The organism is Leucobacter faecis (assembly GCF_054456695.2).
This window is the reverse complement of the sequence record NZ_JBTJER020000003.1, coordinates 35,316-54,821: the sequence shown is the minus strand read 5'-3', so window position 1 is coordinate 54,821 and position 19,506 is coordinate 35,316. Positions and strand designations below refer to the sequence as shown.

At 64.2% G+C, this 19,506-nt stretch carries 17 protein-coding genes and 1 riboswitch; of the genes, 9 read left to right on the top strand and 8 right to left on the bottom strand.

What is annotated here, in order from left to right:
* Positions 1–104: 104 nt before the first annotated feature.
* The 6 genes from ACXR2W_RS04015 to sucC all read right to left on the bottom strand — a co-directional run bounded on the left by ACXR2W_RS04015 (position 105) and on the right by sucC (position 7,491).
* Positions 105–1,175, bottom strand: a complete 1,071-nt coding sequence (locus ACXR2W_RS04015) for a thiamine ABC transporter substrate-binding protein (RefSeq protein ID WP_458815057.1) — start codon at positions 1,173–1,175, stop codon at positions 105–107.
* Positions 1,169–1,278, bottom strand: a riboswitch (TPP riboswitch). It overlaps the preceding gene by 7 nt.
* A gap of 13 nt (positions 1,279–1,291) precedes the next feature.
* Entirely contained in the window at positions 1,292–3,280 is a 1,989-nt protein-coding gene (locus ACXR2W_RS04010; RefSeq protein WP_458815055.1) for a cell division protein PerM, read from the bottom strand.
* Positions 3,281–3,968: 688 nt separating this feature from the next.
* Complete coding sequence (locus ACXR2W_RS04005) at positions 3,969–5,054, bottom strand: uroporphyrinogen decarboxylase/cobalamine-independent methonine synthase family protein (protein WP_458815053.1); 1,086 nt, start codon at positions 5,052–5,054, stop codon at positions 3,969–3,971.
* A 29-nt stretch (positions 5,055–5,083) separates the two neighbouring features.
* A complete protein-coding gene (locus ACXR2W_RS04000; RefSeq protein WP_458815051.1) occupies positions 5,084–5,224 on the bottom strand; it encodes a hypothetical protein in 141 nt (46 codons plus the stop codon).
* A 164-nt stretch (positions 5,225–5,388) separates the two neighbouring features.
* Positions 5,389–6,291, bottom strand: coding sequence for a succinate--CoA ligase subunit alpha (sucD, locus tag ACXR2W_RS03995; RefSeq protein WP_458815049.1), 903 nt, complete (start codon positions 6,289–6,291; stop codon positions 5,389–5,391).
* A gap of 33 nt (positions 6,292–6,324) precedes the next feature.
* Complete coding sequence (gene sucC / locus ACXR2W_RS03990) at positions 6,325–7,491, bottom strand: ADP-forming succinate--CoA ligase subunit beta (protein WP_458815047.1); 1,167 nt, start codon at positions 7,489–7,491, stop codon at positions 6,325–6,327.
* Between the two features lie 276 nt (positions 7,492–7,767).
* Between sucC and ACXR2W_RS03985 the strand changes: the two genes are divergently transcribed.
* Positions 7,768–8,412 carry a TetR/AcrR family transcriptional regulator gene (locus ACXR2W_RS03985; RefSeq protein ID WP_458815045.1) on the top strand — a complete coding sequence of 215 codons (645 nt, stop codon included), beginning with the start codon at positions 7,768–7,770 and terminating at the stop codon, positions 8,410–8,412.
* Between the two features lie 172 nt (positions 8,413–8,584).
* Here the strand turns inward: ACXR2W_RS03985 and ACXR2W_RS03980 are convergent, their stop codons facing one another.
* Positions 8,585–11,149, bottom strand: coding sequence for an ATP-dependent helicase (locus tag ACXR2W_RS03980; RefSeq protein WP_458815043.1), 2,565 nt, complete (start codon positions 11,147–11,149; stop codon positions 8,585–8,587).
* A gap of 79 nt (positions 11,150–11,228) precedes the next feature.
* On the opposite strand from ACXR2W_RS03980, the gene ACXR2W_RS03975 reads away from it, so the two are divergent.
* Complete coding sequence (locus tag ACXR2W_RS03975) at positions 11,229–12,245, top strand: asparaginase domain-containing protein (protein ID WP_458815041.1); 1,017 nt, start codon at positions 11,229–11,231, stop codon at positions 12,243–12,245.
* A gap of 106 nt (positions 12,246–12,351) precedes the next feature.
* Here the strand turns inward: ACXR2W_RS03975 and ACXR2W_RS03970 are convergent, their stop codons facing one another.
* A complete protein-coding gene (locus tag ACXR2W_RS03970; RefSeq protein ID WP_458815039.1) occupies positions 12,352–13,377 on the bottom strand; it encodes a glycerophosphodiester phosphodiesterase family protein in 1,026 nt (341 codons plus the stop codon).
* Positions 13,378–13,528: 151 nt separating this feature from the next.
* Here ACXR2W_RS03970 and ACXR2W_RS03965 point away from each other — a divergent pair, with 151 nt between their 5' ends.
* The 7 genes from ACXR2W_RS03965 (at position 13,529) to ACXR2W_RS03935 (ending at position 19,487) form a co-directional block, all read left to right on the top strand.
* The gene (locus ACXR2W_RS03965) at positions 13,529–14,368 is read left to right on the top strand and encodes a Bax inhibitor-1/YccA family protein (protein WP_458815037.1); all 840 of its coding nucleotides are present in this window, start codon (positions 13,529–13,531) and stop codon (positions 14,366–14,368) included.
* A 294-nt stretch (positions 14,369–14,662) separates the two neighbouring features.
* The gene (locus ACXR2W_RS03960) at positions 14,663–15,034 is read left to right on the top strand and encodes a prepilin-type N-terminal cleavage/methylation domain-containing protein (protein ID WP_458815035.1); all 372 of its coding nucleotides are present in this window, start codon (positions 14,663–14,665) and stop codon (positions 15,032–15,034) included.
* Positions 15,035–15,154: 120 nt separating this feature from the next.
* The gene (locus ACXR2W_RS03955) at positions 15,155–15,538 is read left to right on the top strand and encodes a type IV pilin protein (protein ID WP_458815033.1); all 384 of its coding nucleotides are present in this window, start codon (positions 15,155–15,157) and stop codon (positions 15,536–15,538) included.
* An 18-nt stretch (positions 15,539–15,556) separates the two neighbouring features.
* Complete coding sequence (locus ACXR2W_RS03950; protein WP_458815031.1) at positions 15,557–16,165, top strand: type IV pilus modification PilV family protein; 609 nt, start codon at positions 15,557–15,559, stop codon at positions 16,163–16,165.
* Entirely contained in the window at positions 16,165–16,776 is a 612-nt protein-coding gene (locus ACXR2W_RS03945; protein WP_458815029.1) for a type IV pilus modification PilV family protein, read from the top strand. The genes ACXR2W_RS03950 and ACXR2W_RS03945 overlap by 1 nt, the downstream gene beginning before the upstream one ends.
* An 82-nt stretch (positions 16,777–16,858) precedes the next feature.
* Entirely contained in the window at positions 16,859–18,616 is a 1,758-nt protein-coding gene (locus tag ACXR2W_RS03940; RefSeq protein WP_458815027.1) for a hypothetical protein, read from the top strand.
* Position 18,617: 1 nt separating this feature from the next.
* Positions 18,618–19,487, top strand: coding sequence for a prepilin peptidase (locus ACXR2W_RS03935; protein ID WP_458815025.1), 870 nt, complete (start codon positions 18,618–18,620; stop codon positions 19,485–19,487).
* Positions 19,488–19,506: the final 19 nt, after the last annotated feature.

Below are 19,506 nucleotides of genomic sequence, written 5' to 3'. Positions count from 1 at the left end.
CCCGCCGCCAGGCTCCACCAGAGGGCCTGGCCGCGGGGTGTGCGGCGTGCGTAAGAAGTGCGGCGTGCGGCGTGCGCGCGGCCTGCGCTGCGAGTCGGCAGGGGCTACAACCCGATCTCGTCGCCAAGGGTGCGCAGCCAGCCCTCACGGCCGCGCTCGATCTCGGCGGCGCTCAGGTCGTGCGCCTGCTTGGCGGTCGGTTCAGGAGCGAACTGGGCCCACGCCTCGGGCATTTCGACGGTGTCGTCGACGGGGTTCATGTACATCGCGTCGGCGATGGTGCTCTGAAACTCGTGTGAGACGAGGTAGTCGACGACGGCCCGCGCTCCCTCGGGATTCGCTGCCCCCTCGAGCACGCCAGCGTACTCGGTCTGTCGCGTGCAGGTATCAAGCAGCGCCTTCGTGGTCGTGGCGTCGCCCGCCTCGTTCACGGTGAACGCGGGTGACGAGGCGTACGACACAACGATGGGTTTCTTGCCCGACTCGCCGCCCTGCGTGAACTGGCCGTAGTAAGCGTCGCTCCAGCCCTGCTCGATGCGAGCACCGTTATCGAGCAGGTCCTGCCAGTACTTCACGTAGCCCTCGTCGCCAAACGCGGCAACCGTGCCCACGAGAAATGATGCGCCCGTCGACGATGCGGTCGGATCGAGCAGCACCGTCTGATCACGGTACGCAGGCTTCGTGAGGTCTTCGTACGTGACAGGCTCGGCGATACCCTGCTCGGCAAACCAGCCGGTGTCAATGTTCACGCAGGTCGCGCCGAAGTCGACGGGGGTAAGCCCCGAGTCTTCGATCGCAAAGTCGGCGGCGCCCGCAGGCAGCGCGGCGGGTGTGTACGCCTCGACTGCACCGCTGTCGATGAGCCGTGATGCGAAGATCGTGTCGACGCCAAAGAATGCGTCGGCGATCGGGGCACCCTGCGTGAGCACGAGTTTGTTGGTGAGTTCACCGCCGTCACCGGCTTCGATCACCTCGACGTCGTAGCCGGTCGCTTTGCTCGCGGCGGCCGCGAACTCCTCGTTCGGAAACGAGCTGTGCACCACCAGCGTGACGCTCTTGTCACCGCCGGCTGCGGGCTGCGCGCCCGCCTGCCCTACGCTGTCAGTCGCGCAGCCGGTCAGCGCCAAAGCCGAGACCGCGAGTACACCGAGAGTGGTTGAGATTGCAGGCTTCATTGAGCCGTCCTTCCTCCGCTGGCATGAACCAGATCAGGTTAAACGGTCGAAGCTCGCGTGCTTCCTCTCAGCCCCTCGCGCAGGGACTCCCGTGGATTACAGACCCCACCATAGCCCTACTTCCTCGATCCGCGCCAATTCGGCCGCAGAAAGCGCCCGCGCTTACTCTCAGATCCTGCCGCCGCGTCATCGCTGCCACTGTCATCACGAGCGCGAGCACCGCCGCCACGTAGGTCATCGAGGCCGCCCGAATCATTCGCGTCCCAGGCAAACGCGCGCTCGATAGCTTCGGCGTCTTCGAGCGCGCTGCGCGCACGCTCGCCCGGTCGCCCGGCATCTCGCGGGCCTTCGCGCGGCGCGGCAGGCTCGGGCACTTCGCCTGTGTCTTTCATCGTCTCAATGTCGAACGCAGTGTCTTCGGCGCGCTCGGGCGCAGCCGCCTGCTCCGGATCCCCCGCCGCCGCGCGAACTTCGCCCGTATCGAGTGGCTCCCCGTCAGAGGGTACGGCATTGAGCGCGTCAGACGCGATCACGTCGGTGTCGAGAGAGTCGCTGTCGAAAGAGTCGCTGTCGAGCGCCTCGGTGTCGAGCGCCTCGGTGTCGAAAGAGTCGGTGCCGTAAGAGTCGGTGCCGTAGGCGTCGTCGTCAGCACGTGCCCCGACCGGTTCGTGCAGTACCTCGGCGAACAGGTCGACAACGGGAGCGCCCGCAGGCTCTGTGTCGTAGTCATCGTGAAGGCTACGCTCATCGCGTACCGCCGACAGGTCGACGGTTTCAGCCTCGGCGAAGCCCGCTCCGGCGAACCCTGCGCTCGCTGAGCCCGCGGCCCTGTCTGCGCGAGCCGCACTCCACCGCGCCACCGGTTCGGGCAGCACTTCGCGCACCCGTGAATAATCGAGTCGCACCGCCGCAACACCGAGCACGAGACCCACGGCCACCTCGGCAGCGACGAGCCCACCCGTCACCCAGGGGGCTGGGCCCGTCGCCGCGAGTTGACCCGGGCCCAGGGATCCGGAGCCGAGGGCGGCGAGACCAGCCACGGCGAGGCCTGTGCAGGCCGCCGCGATCATTGGCAGCGCGAGAGCGATCGGCCACGAGGCACGGCGCAGCTCAGCGCTCTGAGCGAGTAGCACGCCGACTGCCAGGTTCGCGAGCACGAGCAACACCGGCGCGAGCGCGCCGAACGACCCCCAGCTGCTGGGCAGCGCGCCCAGTATGGGCAGCGACGGGAGGGACGCCGCGGTGTCATGAAATGGCGAGAACGCGCCACCCGCCACGAAACCCGCGCCGCTCAGCCACGCGAGCGCCCAAATTACGCCGACGGGCAGCAGGGCGAGCTGCGCGAGAAACAGTAGCAGCGAGCCGAGCATGTCGAGTTGCAGTGCCTGTGCGATTGCGATCACGTCGGCAAACCCCGCCGCAAGTGCGACGGCGAGGGCGACGGCGGCGACAGTGATGACGCCCGCGAGGGCTCCTGCGGTGAGCCGCGCCACAGTCGCGGCGCGGGCAGGAAACGCCGCCACCGATCCTTGCACGCCGAGAAATTCGAGCCCGCGCTGCATGCCGCGCACGCAGAGTGACCACCAGTGTTCGTGCCCTACCGCGGCCGCGATCGCGAAGCTGACCGCTGCCGGCGCCAGGTAGACGAGCGCGGGCACAGCGACCGCGGCGGCGCTCGGCCAGGCGCTGTAGTCGCCCGCGACGGTAGCCACACCCCATGCGACCGCGGCGAACCCTGCGGTGCCACCTACAATGCCGGCAGCACCGCTGCGGCCGCGGCGACTCAGTCGTCTGCCCGCCCGCACCGCGAAGGCGACCGAGACAAGCGTGATCGCGAGCGGGGCGAGCGACAGCGTGAACGTGAGCGCATCTTGCCCGAGCCCCATGCCAAGCATGGTCTCCTGCGAGAGCTCGAACTGCATAGGCACCAGGTGCGCGAGCAGCCAGGTGCCCGCGACGGCGGCGGCCACGTCGCTCGGTTCGGCCGCTATACCGAATGTCACCACCCACAGAAGGAGCGCAGGGAGGGCGATCAGCGCGATACCCGCCAGTGCCGCCGCGCAGCCTTCAATCGCCGCGACCACGGCCGTTATTATCGCTCTCATTGCTTCAGAAGCTTACTCTGCGCCGCTGGTAACCACTGGTAGCCACTGAGCTGATTGGCCGTCTTGCGAGCCCGCGTTTGTGTAGCCCCTCCTAGCTGCGTGGGTCGGTAATGCGTCCCGCCATATGACCACAGCCGCGAGCAGGCATGACTACGCACCGAAATGACGAGCCGCCACGATAAATACGCTTTTATCGTGACGACTCGTCATTTCGATGCCGACTCGTGGGCAATGAATGGCCCGGGCAGTCTGCGCCCAAGGACACCAGCCAGCCCTTCGGCATATAGACCACCAGCCACCAACCCACCTCCAAGACACATCACCCACACACGCCCCACAAGGCAAGCAAACCCTTGATCAAATAGCAAAAGACGAGCGCAGGAAATGGTGTAGACGATGGATTGCTTCACCTGGATGCTGCCGCGACTGGCTCGGCGAAGACGAAGAAGCCCGTTTCATCTCCGAGATCGTTGATCATCCACTCGGCCTCCCTCTCGTGTACGCGTCGCACGAGAACCAGAAAGGGCGCACCCCCGTATGACCCAGCGATGATGATGAAAGTGCTGCTGTACGCCGACCCGACCGGGGTGACTTCTTGCTGGAAGCCACCATACGGGCGATACGAGGCCACCGGCGCACTATTTGGTGACGGAGCCGGAGGGCCGGGACACGCTACTAACCCACACAACTAGAGTGCGCGGCTCACCGCGCGGTGCGTTTCAAACAGCGGCACGGTCACCCCCTCGGGGGCGCGGCCAAAGCCGCACTCGGTCGCGACGCCAAACTCGCGCGCCACGTACTGGCGGGCGGCTGCGATACGTCGTTCGGCTCCCTCCACACCGTCTTCGCGGTGCACAAGCCCGAGGTAGAGCTCGGTCGCGTCGTCGATCGCCAGGTCTGCGAGCGGCGCGAAGTAGGCGGCGTCGTCACGCTCGATGGGCACCGGCAGGTGCAGCCACGTGAGTGTGCGCCCTGCCTGCTGAGCGACGAGATTTGCGAACCTCGTCAGGTAAGCGGTGTCGCCGGGCTCGACGAAGTGCTTCTCTGCAACGTCGCCGTAGCACAGGTGCACCCCCACCTCGACGGTCGCGGGTACGCGGCCGATCTGACGCGCGAGTCGCTCACTCGTACCCGCCCATACATCGTCAAACCACTCGTACTTCTGGCCACCGCGGGCGGCATAGGCGCTGCCCTCGAGGATCGCGAATTCGAGCGCGGCATCCCACTGAATCGCAAGCTTGTCATGTGGTATCGCCGCAAGAATCTGCTCGAGCTCGGCCGCGAGGGCTGCCTCGTATACGGGCTCAAACGCGGCTCGGTCTTCGGCGCGCACGAAGCTGCCGACCACCCCGAGCGGGGTGGGGAGCGACACTTGGAAGCGGGTGTCGCTAGGAATCACGCCGTCGGCCTGCAACCGCGCAAAAGTTTGCCACGATTCGAGCGCCGCCGCAGCGTATCCGAGCGGCGCAAGCTTGAGATCTGCGGCTTCTACCCCGTCGGCGAGGCGCACGGCGCGCAGGTCGAGTGTGCGCAGCTGAATGGGGGTGTCGCCGACGCGTTCGATACCCGGAGTCTGGGCGATGCGCCCCGGCTGAAACGCGATCCAGTGAAACCGCTCACCCACCTCGCCGTCGGGGATGCGCTTGATGTGCCCTCCGAGATGCTCTGCCGCAGTACGCATGGTCTGTTCTGCATTGTCGAAGTTGATGCTGCCGACGAGGTGGGCACCGACGGGGCGGGCCTGGGCGGGGCGCTGGGCTGCGGGCTGTGACATGGGAGGGCTCCTGGGACGACGAGGTGGGGTTACGCCCAGTATCCCGCGGCCCGCGGGGTGCCACCCGCTGCATTACCGTGTGTGACGCGATCGGTGCGTACGCGTGCTTGGCTCACGGTCGCGTTCGTTCTTGCGTTCGCAGGCACATCTTGGGCCAGTTCCCAGCGCATGAAAAGATGATCTCTCGACGAGCGCGGGCGTTAACTTTGACAAAATGAGGCCCAATTTTGTTAACTTTAACTTTGACTTCACCCCTGCCCAAACGCATAGCGAAGCGGCCGGGGTCTCCCCCGGCCGCTTCGCTATGCGCTTGCGCGCATAAGATGCTTCGTGTCTACAGCGCTGCGAAAGCCGTACGCAGCAGCTCTGCGGTCTCGGTGGGCGTCTTGCCCACCTTGACACCGGCGGCCTCGAGGGCCTCCTTCTTCGCCTGAGCGGTGCCCGCCGAGCCCGACACGATGGCGCCAGCGTGGCCCATGGTCTTACCCTCGGGGGCGGTGAAGCCTGCAACGTAGCCCACAACCGGCTTCGTCACGTTCGCCTTGATGTACTCGGCTGCGCGCTCCTCAGCGTCGCCACCGATCTCACCAATCATCACGATCGCCTTCGTCTCGGGGTCAGCCTCAAACGCGGCGAGCGCGTCGATGTGCGTCGTACCAATGACGGGGTCGCCACCGATGCCGATAGCGGTCGAGAACCCAAGGTCGCGCAGCTCGTACATCATCTGGTACGTGAGCGTGCCCGACTTCGACACGAGGCCGATGGGGCCCTTGCCGGTGATCGTCGCGGGAGTGATGCCCGCAAGCGCCTCACCCGGCGTGATGATGCCGGGGCAGTTGGGGCCAATAATGCGGGTGTTGCCACCGGTCGCCTTGGCGTGCGCCCACAGCTCAGCCGAGTCCTTGACCGGCACACCCTCGGTGATGATGACGAGCAGACCAATGCCAGCGTCGATGGCTTCGACTGCTGCGTCCTTGGTGAACGCCGGCGGCACGAACGCGACCGACACGTCTGCACCGGTCTGCGCCATTGCCTCTTCAACGCTCGCAAAGACGGGCAGCTCAATGGCGTTGCCCGCGGCGTCGACGTGCGACACGGTGGTGCCCGCCTTGCGCGCGTTCACGCCACCAACAACCTGGGTGCCAGCCGCGAGCATGCGTGCGGTGTGCTTAGTGCCTTCGCCGCCGGTGATGCCCTGGACGATGACCTTCGAATCCTTGTTTAGGAAGATAGACATTCTCTTAAGTTCCTTAAAGTCTAGGTGCGCGGGCTATCGGGCGTTGGCGAGCTCGGCGGCCTTATCGGCGCCCTCGTCCATCGTCGCGGCCTGGGTTACGAGCGGGTGCGCAGCCTCGTTCAGAATGCGGCGGCCCTCTTCAACGTTGTTGCCGTCGAGTCGCACCACGAGCGGCTTGTTTGCCGACTCACCGAGCTTCTCGAGCGCGCCCACGATGCCGTTCGCCACAGCGTCACACGCGGTGATGCCACCGAAGACGTTGACGAACACCGACTTGACCTGCGGGTCACCGAGGATCACGTCAAGGCCTGCGGCCATAACCTCAGCCGAAGCGCCGCCGCCGATGTCGAGGAAGTTGGCGGGCTTCACGCCGCCGTGGTTCTCTCCCGCGTAAGCGACTACGTCGAGCGTCGACATCACGAGGCCCGCACCGTTACCGATGACGCCCACCTCGCCGTCGAGCTTCACGTAGTTGAGATCCTGCGCCTTAGCCTTGGCCTCGAGCGGGTCCTCTGCTGCCTTGTCCTCGAGCGAAGCGTGCTCGGGCTGACGGAAGTCGGCGTTCTCGTCGAGCGAGACCTTACCGTCGAGCGCCACGATCTCACCTTCGCCCGTAAGCACGAGCGGGTTCACCTCAACGAGGGTGGCGTCTTCGCCTACGTACACTTCGTAGAGCTTCTGGAACACGGGCACTACCTTGGCCACGAGCTCCTCGGGGAAGCGTGCCGCGCGTGCAATCTCTTCAGCCTTAGCCGCGTCGATGCCCGTGATCGGGTCGACCTCGATGCGCGCGAGCGCGTCGGGGCGCTCCACTGCAAGCTCTTCGATCTCCATACCGCCCTCAACTGAGCACAGTGAGAGGTATGAACGGTTTGCCCGGTCGAGCAGCACTGAGAAGTAGTACTCCTCTGCGATGTTCGCGCCCGCGGCCACCATTACGCGGTTAACCACGTGGCCCTTGATGTCGAGCCCGAGGATTGACTTCGCGGCTTCAAACGCCTCGTCAGGGTTCTTGGCAACCTTCACGCCGCCAGCCTTACCGCGGCCACCGATCTTGACCTGGGCCTTCACTACTACGACGCCGCCAAGCTTCTCGGCGGCTGCGCGCACCTCTTCGGGAGTATCGGCGACGATGCCGGCAAGCACCGGCACTCCATATCGCTCAAAGAGGTCTCGCGCCTGGTACTCGTACAGATCCACGTACTGTCCTTTGCTTGTGATTGCTGGGAAACACGAGGCAGAAAATGTCTCGATGTCGAGATAAGTCGACCAATGAACGAGTCTAGCACCGCATTTGTAAGGGGTGATTCATGACACCTGATCGAAATCACAAGCGCACCTAAAACAGGGGGCCGCTTCTCAGTCTTTACTACTAATGTTATGGACAGCCGTGCCACCATAGCGAAGCCTCGCTCACAAGCCTTACCACTGGCGCACCATTCACCCCGACTCGTGGCTCGGCTGGAGAAGACACTCTTGAACACCCCCGAGGACCCAAAGCCCGAGGGCCTGCGCGCACGCAAGCGCCGCGCCACTGAAAACGCAATCGAATCTTCAGCGGTAAAGCTAGCCCTTGAGAACGGTGTCGAACACGTCACCGTCGAGGCCATCTGCGAAATGGCCGACATCTCACGAAGCACCTTCTTTAATTATTTCTCAGCGCGCGACTACGCCATTGTCGGGCGCGCCATCACTGTTCCCGAAGGCCCCGAAGCCTTCGCGATCCTTGATACCTCGCCCGACAATCTGCCGCTGGGCATTTATCGTCTGCTGTTTGCGGCGATCGGTCATCGCAGCGTCAACACCGAGGTCGCACGCCTGCGCATGCAGCTGTTTGCCGAACAGCCCGAGGCGGCACGCATGTCACAGATCAATATGCTCGAGTCATCGGGCCCGCTGTTTGTGGCGACGCTGTCGTGGCTGCATCTGCACCCTGAACACCGCAAGCTCGAGTCGATTGAGCGCGAGGCTTGGCTTGCCGCCACGATCGTGCACTCGATCGTTTCGGCGCAGATGATGGACTGGGTCAAAGGCGCGGGCGACATTGAAACCAACGAGGACGCGTTCCATCACGTCGTCGCCGACTTTCAGACCCTGCTGGGCGGTGCCCCCGCCCGCTAGGGTTCGTCAACCGCACGAGCACAAACGTCAACCGCCGGTGGTAACCGGCTGAGGCCTTCATCCCGCGGGGTGAAGGCCTCAGCTGTTTTTGATCCGGATCAAAGCCCGCGAGCGCACGTAGCTCGCGGGCCTGCCGGGCGCGCTTGTCAGTCGACCTTATTAGTCGATCTTGTTAGTCGACCTTGGTGATGGGGGCGAGCTTGACGAGCAGCTTGCGCTCCCCCACCGAGTCAAAGACAGCGTGAGCGACGCGTTTGCTGCCCTCGCCGGTGACGCTCGTGACGCGCCCTTCACCGTAGTCTTCGTGCTTGATGCGGTCGCCCGCCGCAAGCGCGAGACCGCTGTTGTCGCGCGCGTCGATGCCGATCGTGTTGGGAAAACCACCGCCCGCGGCCTGTGCCGCTTTGGCGAGCCGCTTGCGTTCGCGCCACTGCTCGAGCGCCGACTGCATCTTGCCGCTCGCGGGTTCTGAGACCGCGGCGCTGCCACTCATGCTGCTGGCCCCACCAAATGTCACGTTCGACTCTCTGCTGGTGCGCGAGGAGAACCCGCCGCTAGCACCGCCGCTTCGCGGCGCGTTGAGCGCCCGGGACTGGGTGCCGCCCCGGCTGGTGACCTCGCCGGGCGACTGCCGCCAGTGCACGAGCCCCTCGGGAATCTCTTGCAGAAACCGTGAGGGTAGCGCCGCGGCGATGTCGCCGAAGGTGGCGCGTGTGGAGGCGAGCGTGAGATACAGCCGCTCGCGCGCACGCGTGATGCCCACGTACATGAGCCGCCGCTCTTCGTTGACGCCGCCCGTCTCGTCCATCGACATCTGGTGCGGCAGCAGCCCCTCTTCGACGCCCGTGATGAACACCGCTTTGAACTCGAGTCCCTTCGCGGTGTGCATCGTCATGAGTGAGACGGTTCCGCTCGTGTCGTCGAGGTCGTCGGCGGCGGCCACGAGGCTCACCTCGGTGAGAAACGCGATGAGGCCTGCACCGGGTTGTTTCACATCGAACTCGCGGGCCACGGCAATGAGCTCTTCAAGGTTCTCGGCTCGTGCGTCGTCTTGCGGATCACGCTTGGCGCGCAGCTTCTCGATCATCTCCGTCTCATCGAGAATCAGTTTGATGACATCGCCCACCGGCGCGGGGGTCGCCTCCTCGCCCGATACGTCGGTGGCCCCGCCGCCCGCCGCCATGTTCGCGGCACGGGTCAACAGGTCTGCGAGTTCAAGCACGGTGGTGCGCAGCTTGGGGCCGAGTTGCGGCACTTCGGCGGCGCGCTGCATGGCTTCGTGAAACGAGAGCCCCTCAGTCTCTTGGAAGATAGCAAGGTGCGCCTCGGCCATCGGCCCGATGCCACGCTTGGGGGCACCGAGCAGCCTGGACCACGCGATCGGGTCGTAGGGGTTTGCGATGCTCGTGAGGTAGGCCATCGCATCTTTAATCTCGGCACGCTCATAGAATTTGGTGCCACCGAGCACACGGTATGGAATCGCCGAACGAATCAGCAGCTCTTCGAGGGCTCGCGTTTGTGAGTTGGTGCGGTAGAACACTGCGACGTCGCCGTAGGCGAGGCCCGCTCGGTGCAGGTCTTCGATCTCTTCGGCAACGAACCGTGCCTCGTCGTGCTGCGAGTAGCCCGTAAACCCGACAATCTTTTCGCCGTCGCCCTCGGCGGACCACAGGTTCTTCTCTTGCCGGTCGAAGTTGTTGCCGATCACGGCGTTCGCGGCCGACAGAATGTTTTGTGTCGAACGGTAGTTCTGTTCGAGCTTCACAACCTCTGCGCCCACAAAGTCGCGCTCGAACTCGACGATGTTGCGAATGTCGGCGCCGCGAAACGCATAGATTGACTGGTCTGAGTCGCCGACGACGGTGAGGCTGGCCGGCGGCACCTGCCCTGAGGCGTCGAGCTCGCCGGCGCGCGCCGGCGGCATCAGGTGTTCCACTTGCTCGGCCGACACCGGCCTGGTGAGCTCGCGAATGAGCGAATACTGGGCGTGGTTCGTGTCTTGGTACTCGTCGACGAGAATGTGCCGAAAGCGTCGTTGGTAGACGGCGGCGACGTCGGGGTGCGCGCGAAACAGGTGCACGGTCTGCCCGATGAGGTCGTCGAAGTCGAAGGCGTTGGCGCGCCGCAGCTCTTGCTCGTACATCGTGAAGATCTCAGCGAACAGGCGGTCGCGTGGATCCGCCTCGTTCATGGTCGCACGAAACGCGTCGACGTCTGACAGCTCGTTCTTGAGCTTGGAGATTTTGCCGCCCGCGTTTGCCGGGGTGAAACCGTAGCTTGCCGCGTCGGTCTCTTTGATGATGCGCTTGAGCAGCGCGCGCGAGTCGGCCGAATCGTAGATCGTAAAGCCAGAGACGTAGCCAAAACGCTCGGCCTCGCGGCGCAGAATACGCACGCACGCCGAGTGGAACGTTGACACCCACATGCCTTCGGCAGCGCCTCCGAGCAGCCCGCCGATGCGCTCGCGCATCTCGGCGGCGGCCTTGTTGGTAAAGGTGATCGCGAGGATCTGGCTCGGCCAAGCCTCGCGCCCCCGAATCAGGTGCGCGATGCGGTGTGTGAGCACACGGGTTTTGCCAGAGCCCGCTCCTGCCACGATCAGCAGCGCGGGGCCCCGGCTCACCACTGCCCGCTCTTGAGCGGGGTTGAGCCCGTCAAGCAGCGGATCGGCGCCGCCCGCGCCCGTAGCATCACCGATTGGCAGGCCCGAGGGGTCAAGAAGTTCGAAGTCGCTCATTGTGCGTTCCAGTCTAGGCCTCACCCCTGACATCGGGCGATGGCTTCTATGCCAGGGGCGATCAGTCACAATAGAGGGTATGTCTGCTGCCCCCGCCACCGTGTCTGCCACCGCCTCCAAGCCCTCTGTTCTCGTTTTTGCCACGGGCGGCACGATCGGCATGCGGGCAACCGATGCGGGGCTGGCGCCTGATCCGGATTTTCCAGAGATTCTCGAGCAGATCGTCGAGGGCATTTGCGCGCCGCTGGGCGTCGAGCCGCGCGTGAATCACCTGCTGCCGGCGATCGACAGCGCGAACGCTGAGGCCGATACCGCGCCGCGCATTGCGCGCGCGATCAGGGCGCGCGTGCGCACGCACCGGCCGCGGGGCGTCGTGATCGCGCACGGCACAGATACCCTCGCGTACACGGCGGCCAGGCTCGCGTTTGAGCTCGCAGATCTCGGCTGCCCCGTGGTCGTCACGGGCAGCCAGTTCGCGCACGGCGCCGAAGGCACTGACGCGATCGATAACCTGTCGCTCGCGATTCGCGCGTCGGTGCGTGCGTCGCAGGCCGCGCCCGTGTCGATCGCGTTTGGCGGCAAGCTGCTGCCGGCGGTGCGGGCAGAGAAGCACGACACCGAGGCGCTCGAGGCGTTTCGCGCCGAGCGCCCGCTCGCACAGGGCGCGCTCGGGGTGCCCACGGGCGAGGGCGAGACGCGGCCGCGTTCGGCGCGCGTGCTCGCGTACCGCTTCGTGCCCGGTGTGACGGCCGAAGATCTCAGGTGCGCAACGCTTGGTAACCCCGACGCGCTCGTGCTCGAGTGCTACGGCAGCGGCAACGCGCCCATGGCGCGGCCGGGCATGCTCGGTACCCTGCGCGAGATCGGCGCGCGCATGCCGGTCGTCGCGATCACGCAGTGCGCGGGCGGCGGCGTCGACCTGGCGCGCTACGCGGTGGGCCGCGAGCTCGCCGCGGCCGGCGTGATCGACGGCTCTGATTTAACGGTCGAGGCTGCGATCGCGAAGCTCGGCTATCTGCTCGATCGAGGCGCCTCCGGATCAAGTTTGCGGGCTCTCATGGAGGCGAATCTCGTGGGTGAGTGCGCCGGGCGGTAGCGGATCTTCCCCGTCATCCTGCGGGAACTACCTCCCCACGTCATCCTGCGGGAACTACCTCCCCCACGTCATCCTGCGGGAGCTTGCGACTCGCAGGATCCAGGAGTCAGTTAGCTAAATGAGCGTCACGAAGCGTGACACCGAGATCGGGGTGGTCTACGAAGATGCCGTCGACGCCCGTGGCGAGAATCATGTCGAACTCTGCCTGCCACTTGCCCCACTCGGCGGGGTGCAGCGAGGTTTGAAACCGGGGGTTAAGAAAACGATTCTCGGGGCGCAGCGTCCAAGTGAACACTTTGAGCCCTCGCGCATGTGCTCTCGCCACCAGATCAGTGGGGCCCGTGGCTCGACCCAACGCATTCAGTTTCAAGAGGCTGCTCTTGGCCACGCTAATGCCGTCGACACGGCCCGCCAGCAGCTCGAGCCCTTCGTCGCTGCGGTACCAGGCGTAGCTGCGGTGTGGGGCACCGGGCAACGGCTCATCTGCGGGCGCACCAAGGCGCTCGGTTAAGAACACGAACGAGGCGTGTACCCCCGCCGCCTTCAGCCGGTCAAGCACGCCCAGCTCAAACGATTCGATAACGAGCACGTCGCCCTTGTCGCTCCAGCCGGCCTGCTCGAGTTCGCCCTTGAGGAGCTCGCCAATATCGACGCCGACGGAGAGATAGAAGGCTGCGTGCTTGACTTCTATAACGGGCACGAGCGTGCGGCCGCGCTTCTTCGTCTCGTCGTCAACGATCGCGAGCACATCGCGCAGCCGTAAGATGGGCTGCTGGCCATCGAATGCCGTGTTGTCTGGGCGCAGTTTCGAGAGCCGTTCGCGGCAGCGCAGCGTCGACAGCTCGGCCCAGGTCAGGTCTTCGGTGAACCAGCCCGTCAACTTCTCACCGTCGACAGTCTTTGTGGTGCGCAGGTGCGCGAGCTCGGGGCGGTGCGCGATGTCGGTGGTGCCAGAGATTTCATTTTCGTGCCGCACCACGAGCACCCCGTCTTTCGACACCACAATGTCGGGCTCGACCGCGTCTGCTCCGAGTTCAAATGCGAGCCGATATGAGGCCTCTGAGTGCTCGGGGCGATACCCCGGGGCGCCGCGGTGACCGATGACGAGCGTACGCTGAGCCGTGCTGTGCATGCCACCAGACTAGACGCGGATACTTGACCATTCGCCAGCGGCACAATCACTCAGCACAATTGGGCAGTTACACAGGCTAAATCACAGCCGCAGCCTGGGCGCTCTTCGATAGGCTGGGCGCATACATACGCGAGGAAAGGATCCCCGACGCATGAGCAACCCGGCTCTTAGTAAGAACCCCGCACTCAACGGCAAGACGCTTACCGCCGATGAGCTGCGCCGCATCTACGATCAGCCCGCAGCCGAGACGCAGCGCCCCGGCGTAGACGCCCCGGCCACCGATCAGGGCTTCGGCGCACAGCAGCCGCCGCAGGTCACCCCGTCAGACCGCCCGATGACGTACGAGAACACGATCTCGAAGACCGTGGCGCTGTTTCTCATCGTGCTCGCGTTTGGTGCGGTCGGCTGGTTCCTGCCGGCACTCGCAATCCCCGCTGCAATCATTGGCCTCGTGCTCGGCCTCGTCAACTCCTTCAAGAAGGAGCCGAGCGTTCCGCTCATCATTCTGTACGCGGTGTTCCAGGGTGTCTTCCTTGGCGGCATCTCGGGCATCTTCGAGGCGCAGTGGGCCGGCATCGTGTCGCAAGCGATCATCGGCACCCTCTCGGTGTTCGGTGTAACCCTGCTGCTGTTTCGCAGCGGCAAGGTGCGCACCAGCCCCCGCGCAACCAAGATTTTCTTGGTCGCGATGGTCGGGTACCTCGTGTTCTCGCTCATCAACGTCGGCATGATGATGTTTGGTGCGACCGACGACCCGTGGGGCATGCGCGGCGCAACCGTATTTGGTATTCCGCTCGGTGTGCTCATCGGTGGTCTCGCCGTGCTGCTCGCGGCGTACTCGCTCGTGATGGACTTCGAACTGATTCAGAACGGCGTGCGTAACCGCGTGCCCGAGAAGTGGGCGTGGTCGGCGGCCTTCGGCCTCATGGTGACGCTGATCTGGCTCTACGTCGAGATCCTGCGCATCCTCGCGATTCTGCGCGGCGACTAATCACAGCGGCTGCAATCTAGCAGCACTCACTCAAGTGGGCACGGTTCTTTTGAACCGGGCCCACTTTTGTTTTACCTGGTGCGAGCCGCAAACCAGCCGACGGTAACGAAAGCATAACGGTGGGTGATGGGGCTTGGTGATTATCGCCTCACCCACCTCCTATGTGCGCCGAGCTGCGCCCACTCACTCCAAACTTGTGAATCAGCAAGCGTGTTACAGAGCTTCCTCTGGCGGCGCGTTTGTTTCAGATTTCGCCCTCGCGCGAGCGAGTACTCACCAGTTAGGAAGAATAAGATGCGTACCACCATCAAGTCCTACCTTGAGGCCGCGAAGGCCCGCAAGGAAGACGGCGAGCAGGGATTCTCGCTCGTTGAGCTCATCGTCGTCGTCGTGATCCTCGGCATCCTCGCCGCGGTCGCCATCCCGATCTTCAGCGGCATTCAGGCAACTGCTCGCCAGAGCGCCACGGATGCCGCTGCCGCAAATGCAGCTTCACAAATTGCGGCTGCGATGGCTGGCGGAGACGACGCGGAAGTACCTGCTGATCACGATGATTTCTCTTACGCCTTTATCGGCGGCACTCCTACCGATATCGACAAAATCTGCGTCGAGGCAACACACGAAGGTGGGGAATCAGCAGAGAAGGGCCCTGGCTGCACCCCTTAGGCACCGTGAGCCAAGTCTCGGGTCCCGGATTCCTGACTCCGCCAGGAACCCGTGGCCCGGGACTTTCAGCCCTACCAACTTTGTTTATCACTGGATAGCGTCACATATTTCGAGGGCGTCATGAATCACGAACCAGCCAGGGTCGGCAGCGTGACCGACAACATGACACCGGCAGACACGGGTTTTTCGCTCGTCGAACTGATCGTGGTCGTGGCGATTCTTGGCATTCTCGCCGTAACCGCTGTTCCCATATTCAGTGGAATTCAAGAAGAGGCTCGCCAGAGCACAGGCAAGGCTCTCGCCGCGAACGTCGCCACCGACGCCGCTGTACAGCTCTCGGCCGGCAACGCTGCGACCCTCCCCAGTGCCGCAAGCGTCGACCCACCGTTCGAGGTGAAGTGGGAGTCGGGGCAACCCGACTCCGTCGACACGATATGCGTACTCGTGACCCGCACCGACGGCGGACCCGACGCGACCGCCGGGCCCGGGTGCCCCACCCCATAACCTTCGCTCCTCGAGAGGATGAGCCGCATGCTGTACTTGGTTACACGCCGTATGCAGGGTCTCGTTCGTCGTGTGATGCGGGGTGGATCCTGCGACTCCCGCCGCCGTGGGCGCAAGGTCGCTTGGGATGGCTCCTGCGACTCGTTCCTCGCGCAGGATGACAAGAGGGTCACCCTCGCGCAGGATGACAAAAGCAGGAAGACCCGTGCGCAGGATGACAAGAGGGATGCCGGCATGAGCATGGTCGAGATCGTGATCTCCCTGTTTCTCATGGGCATTCTCTCGCTCGCCGTACTGCCGCTCATCATCGGAGTAACCCAGCACTCGGTCGTCAACAAGAACACGCTCGCTGGCACCAACTTTGCGCGCAGCGAGCTCACTAGCATTCAGGCCGCATTTCCTTCAGACCCCGGCACCAGCACGACCAGCTGCAACGCGCTCCAAGCTAGGCAGAACTCTGCGGGCATAACAGACACCGGCACGGGGCTTACCGCGTTCATCACGGTCGGGTCCTGCCCCACCAGCGGCTACCCCCGCACTGTTCCCGTCACCATCACTGTCAAAAAAGACAGCGACACCGTCGCGACGCTCAAGAGTCGCGTGCGGGTAGCCAAGGCGGGTGCCTAATGTCTGCCGCAGATCACCCCAAATCAGACGCCGGCATGAGCCTCGTCGAACTGATCATGGTCGTGCTGATCTCGGCGCTCGTGCTCACCGTGCTCGCCTCGCTCTTTGGCAACGGGCTCGCCGCTCAACAGGGCGCGACCGAACGCACCCTCGCCACGAGCCAGGCCAATGCTGCCGCGGCACAGGTCAACAAGGCGATACGCGAGTCGGTCTCTGCCCGCATCTTTCCCACCTTCACCAACACTCAAGGCCTCCCGCAGACGCAGCTCAACCTCACCAAAGAGACCGACGACGGGCTGATCTGCGAGGTCTGGATCTGGGAAGACCGGGCCGACGGCGACACCATTTTCTATCACAACGCCTACCGCAACTACGCTGACGACCCGATTCCCGGCAACAGCAGGGTGAGCCGGTGGAAGACCGACGCCGGCACCGGCCGGCACGTCGTCAGCAGCACAGGCTCCGGTGGCGTACAGCCCCGCGGCGCCCACTTCACGTTCGATATTGGGGGCGAAGAAGGCAAAACCTCCGTCGTAGTCACCGGCGGCGCCAACATTCAGGGCCGGATCAACACTGCGGGCGTCACGAACCCGTGTGCTGGGAGTTGGTGATGTCACTGTGCATGAAACTCAACTGAACACAGCCACAACCGCAGCCAGGGCGGTACCGCGGCACACCGGCAGAGAGGCAGCAATGAGGTCACACACAGGTCGGCGGCTACACCGTTCGCTGCGCGACGAGGGCGCTTCGACTCTCGTCACCGTGCTCGTGATTATGCTCGTGCTCACCATCGGTGGTCTCGCCGCCGCCGCCCTCACCACCAGCACCACCGGCACGCTGAGCCAGTCGGCGAAATATACCGCAGCTGAAGCCATTGTCGACGCCGGCATCGCCGACCAAACCAGCAACATCGAACGGGGCGTCTTTGCTGGTTGCGCGACCACCCCAGGGTTTTGGCCTGAGAACCCCGATCCAATAGACCCCACCGCTGCACCGAAACAGTTTGCGCCAGGAGCCGAAGACCCACAAGCAATGTACCCCGTAACTTCTGGGGGCCTGAACTACTACTACCGCTTCTCGTGTTCGGCAGGCGAAGCGATTCTCGAAGTCGCCGCCCCTGTTGGTGACGACTATAGCGGCGCCGTAACCCGTCGATCGGTCTTCAGTTACGACGTGCAACACGACGTGCTGGCCCCCGCACTCATCACGAAGAAGACCCTCACCACCGGCGTATTCAGTGGAATCACCGCAGACGACGAAGAAGACATGGCCGACCTCTGGGTGATTCCAGAAGACGGCGGCAGCGGCAACTTCAACTGCGCACTGGGCGGCACGATCGACGGCTCAGTCTATGTAGCGAACGGCATCGTCACCGCTACAGCCGCCTGCAACATGCGTGGCTCGCTCGTTGCCTCGGGCAACATTCACCTCACCGCCGCCGTTTCCACCAAAGGTGATCTGATCTCTCAGAACGGCAGTATTTCCCTTATCGCCGGAGTCAATGTCAAAGGCAGCGTCTATGCCAAAGGCGACATCACAATCGCCGCAGGCGCAACCGTTGATGGTGACATAGTATCTGCCGAGGGCAAAGTGACGTTCCTAGGAATTGCCACCGTGGGCGGCAGCGTGAAAGCCAAGAAGAACATCAACGCTGTTTTGCTCGTCAATGTGAAGGGTGACGCCGTGTCAGAAGAGGGCACGGTAAGCACTTTTCTTGCCACCATTCGCGGCGAACGCATCTCAAACTCGGGTGAACCCACGCCCCCCGTGCCCGAACTCACGTACCAACCGCATTGGCGCGGCGTGAGCAACGCAGACATCGACGCCCTTTACCCCAAAGCCGCTGGCACGGCGCCGGGAAGCTCCCCCGGAGGTTTCAACTACGAGAAATGGACGGGTGACTGCCAAGCCAGCGTGCCGTGGCTGCTCGGTTTGGGTGACCTCTCGTCGGGTCATGCTATGCGAAAAATGGCCAGCTACACCCAACCAACCGTAATCGATGCACGCCATTGCACGAACGGCATCAAGGTAAGCCGAGCTCTCACCGGCGCTATCTTCCCCTACAAAATGAGCCTCAAAACCGACATGATGATCGTCGCAAAATCGTTCGACTGGCAGGGCGTACGATTCTCTTCTGGCGGCGGTGGCACCCCACACAAACTCTGGTTCATTTCACCCGATGAAAACTGCGGCGCAAGCAACTTTGGTATTCCACTCCACGGGGCCGAGATCGACGCGACAATTACCCCTATGCTCTACACGAACTGTTCAGCAAACTTCACCCTGCTCGGGCTCGGCAGGTGGAACGGAAGCATGGCTGTCAATCAGTTCGATGGGCTCCCATCATTCAAATACCGTGCCTCAGGATTTCCGGGCTGGAACGAAGTCTTTGACACTGCCACCGGCAACGTGACGGCCTGGGAGCTCACCGAAGAGCGAGACCTGAACTAACATGACAGTCCTCACTCTGACCCTCGCCTTCGCCGCCCCCGCCGTCATCGCGGGCCCCGGCGCCCTCGCGACCGTCGTATCCCCCGGCCTCCTGATCGGCCTCGCCGCAGTGTTCGGTCTTGCCATCGGATCCTTTCTCAACGTTGTCGTCTACCGTGTGCCGGCGGGCAAGTCGCTCGTGCCCGCGAGCAGGTGCCCTCACTGCGAAGCGCCGATCCGGCCCTGGCAGAACGTGCCGATCGCCTCTTGGATCGCGCTGCGAGGCAAGTGTGCGGGGTGCCGCGCACCGATCTCGGCGCGGTACCCGCTCGTTGAGTTCGCGACGATGGTCGCGTTCGCGGCCGTCGCCTGGTGGGGCCTCTACTCCCCCGCCCTGCCGCCCGCCATGCTCGCCGGGTACCTGTTTCTCGCGGCCGCATCGATCGCGCTCGCGCTCATCGATTTCGACACGCAGCGCCTGCCCAATGCGATCGTCTACCCGACGGCCCTGGTACTTGCGCTGTGCGTGCTGGTGTCGGCCGCCACGACCCGCGACTGGGGCGCAGCTCTCACCGCGCTCATCGCATCGGCGGGCCTCGCCCTGTTCTACCTCGTGCTCTGGTCCATCGGCGGTATGGGCTTGGGCGACGTGAAACTCGCGCTCGCGCTCGGTCTCGCGCTCGGATGGGTCGGGTGGCCCGCCGTGATCGTGGGCACCTTCGCGGCGTTTGCCGCGGGGGGCGTCTACGGCCTGGCGCTCGTCGCGCGCAGGCGCGCGGGCCGCAAAACCCGCGTGCCGTTTGGCCCCTGGATGCTCTTGGGCGCCTGGATCGGGCTCACCCTCGGCGACCCCCTCGTGACCTGGTACTTGAACACATTCTTTGCCCGCTAACCCGGGCCTACCACCTACG

Bases quoted from the DNA above. Each gene is read 5' to 3' on its own strand.
- ACXR2W_RS04015 (WP_458815057.1), bottom strand. From the start codon at position 1,175: ATGAAGCCTGCAATCTCAACCACTCTCGGTGTACTCGCGGTCTCGGCT.
- ACXR2W_RS04010 (WP_458815055.1), bottom strand. From the start codon at position 3,280: ATGAGAGCGATAATAACGGCCGTGGTCGCGGCGATTGAAGGCTGCGCG.
- ACXR2W_RS04005 (WP_458815053.1), bottom strand. From the start codon at position 5,054: ATGTCACAGCCCGCAGCCCAGCGCCCCGCCCAGGCCCGCCCCGTCGGT.
- ACXR2W_RS04000 (WP_458815051.1), bottom strand. From the start codon at position 5,224: ATGCGCTGGGAACTGGCCCAAGATGTGCCTGCGAACGCAAGAACGAAC.
- sucD (WP_458815049.1), bottom strand. From the start codon at position 6,291: ATGTCTATCTTCCTAAACAAGGATTCGAAGGTCATCGTCCAGGGCATC.
- ACXR2W_RS03980 (WP_458815043.1), bottom strand. From the start codon at position 11,149: ATGAGCGACTTCGAACTTCTTGACCCCTCGGGCCTGCCAATCGGTGAT.
- ACXR2W_RS03975 (WP_458815041.1), top strand. From the start codon at position 11,229: ATGTCTGCTGCCCCCGCCACCGTGTCTGCCACCGCCTCCAAGCCCTCT.
- ACXR2W_RS03970 (WP_458815039.1), bottom strand. From the start codon at position 13,377: ATGCACAGCACGGCTCAGCGTACGCTCGTCATCGGTCACCGCGGCGCC.
- ACXR2W_RS03965 (WP_458815037.1), top strand. From the start codon at position 13,529: ATGAGCAACCCGGCTCTTAGTAAGAACCCCGCACTCAACGGCAAGACG.
- ACXR2W_RS03960 (WP_458815035.1), top strand. From the start codon at position 14,663: ATGCGTACCACCATCAAGTCCTACCTTGAGGCCGCGAAGGCCCGCAAG.
- ACXR2W_RS03955 (WP_458815033.1), top strand. From the start codon at position 15,155: ATGAATCACGAACCAGCCAGGGTCGGCAGCGTGACCGACAACATGACA.
- ACXR2W_RS03950 (WP_458815031.1), top strand. From the start codon at position 15,557: ATGAGCCGCATGCTGTACTTGGTTACACGCCGTATGCAGGGTCTCGTT.
- ACXR2W_RS03945 (WP_458815029.1), top strand. From the start codon at position 16,165: ATGTCTGCCGCAGATCACCCCAAATCAGACGCCGGCATGAGCCTCGTC.
- ACXR2W_RS03940 (WP_458815027.1), top strand. From the start codon at position 16,859: ATGAGGTCACACACAGGTCGGCGGCTACACCGTTCGCTGCGCGACGAG.
- ACXR2W_RS03935 (WP_458815025.1), top strand. From the start codon at position 18,618: ATGACAGTCCTCACTCTGACCCTCGCCTTCGCCGCCCCCGCCGTCATC.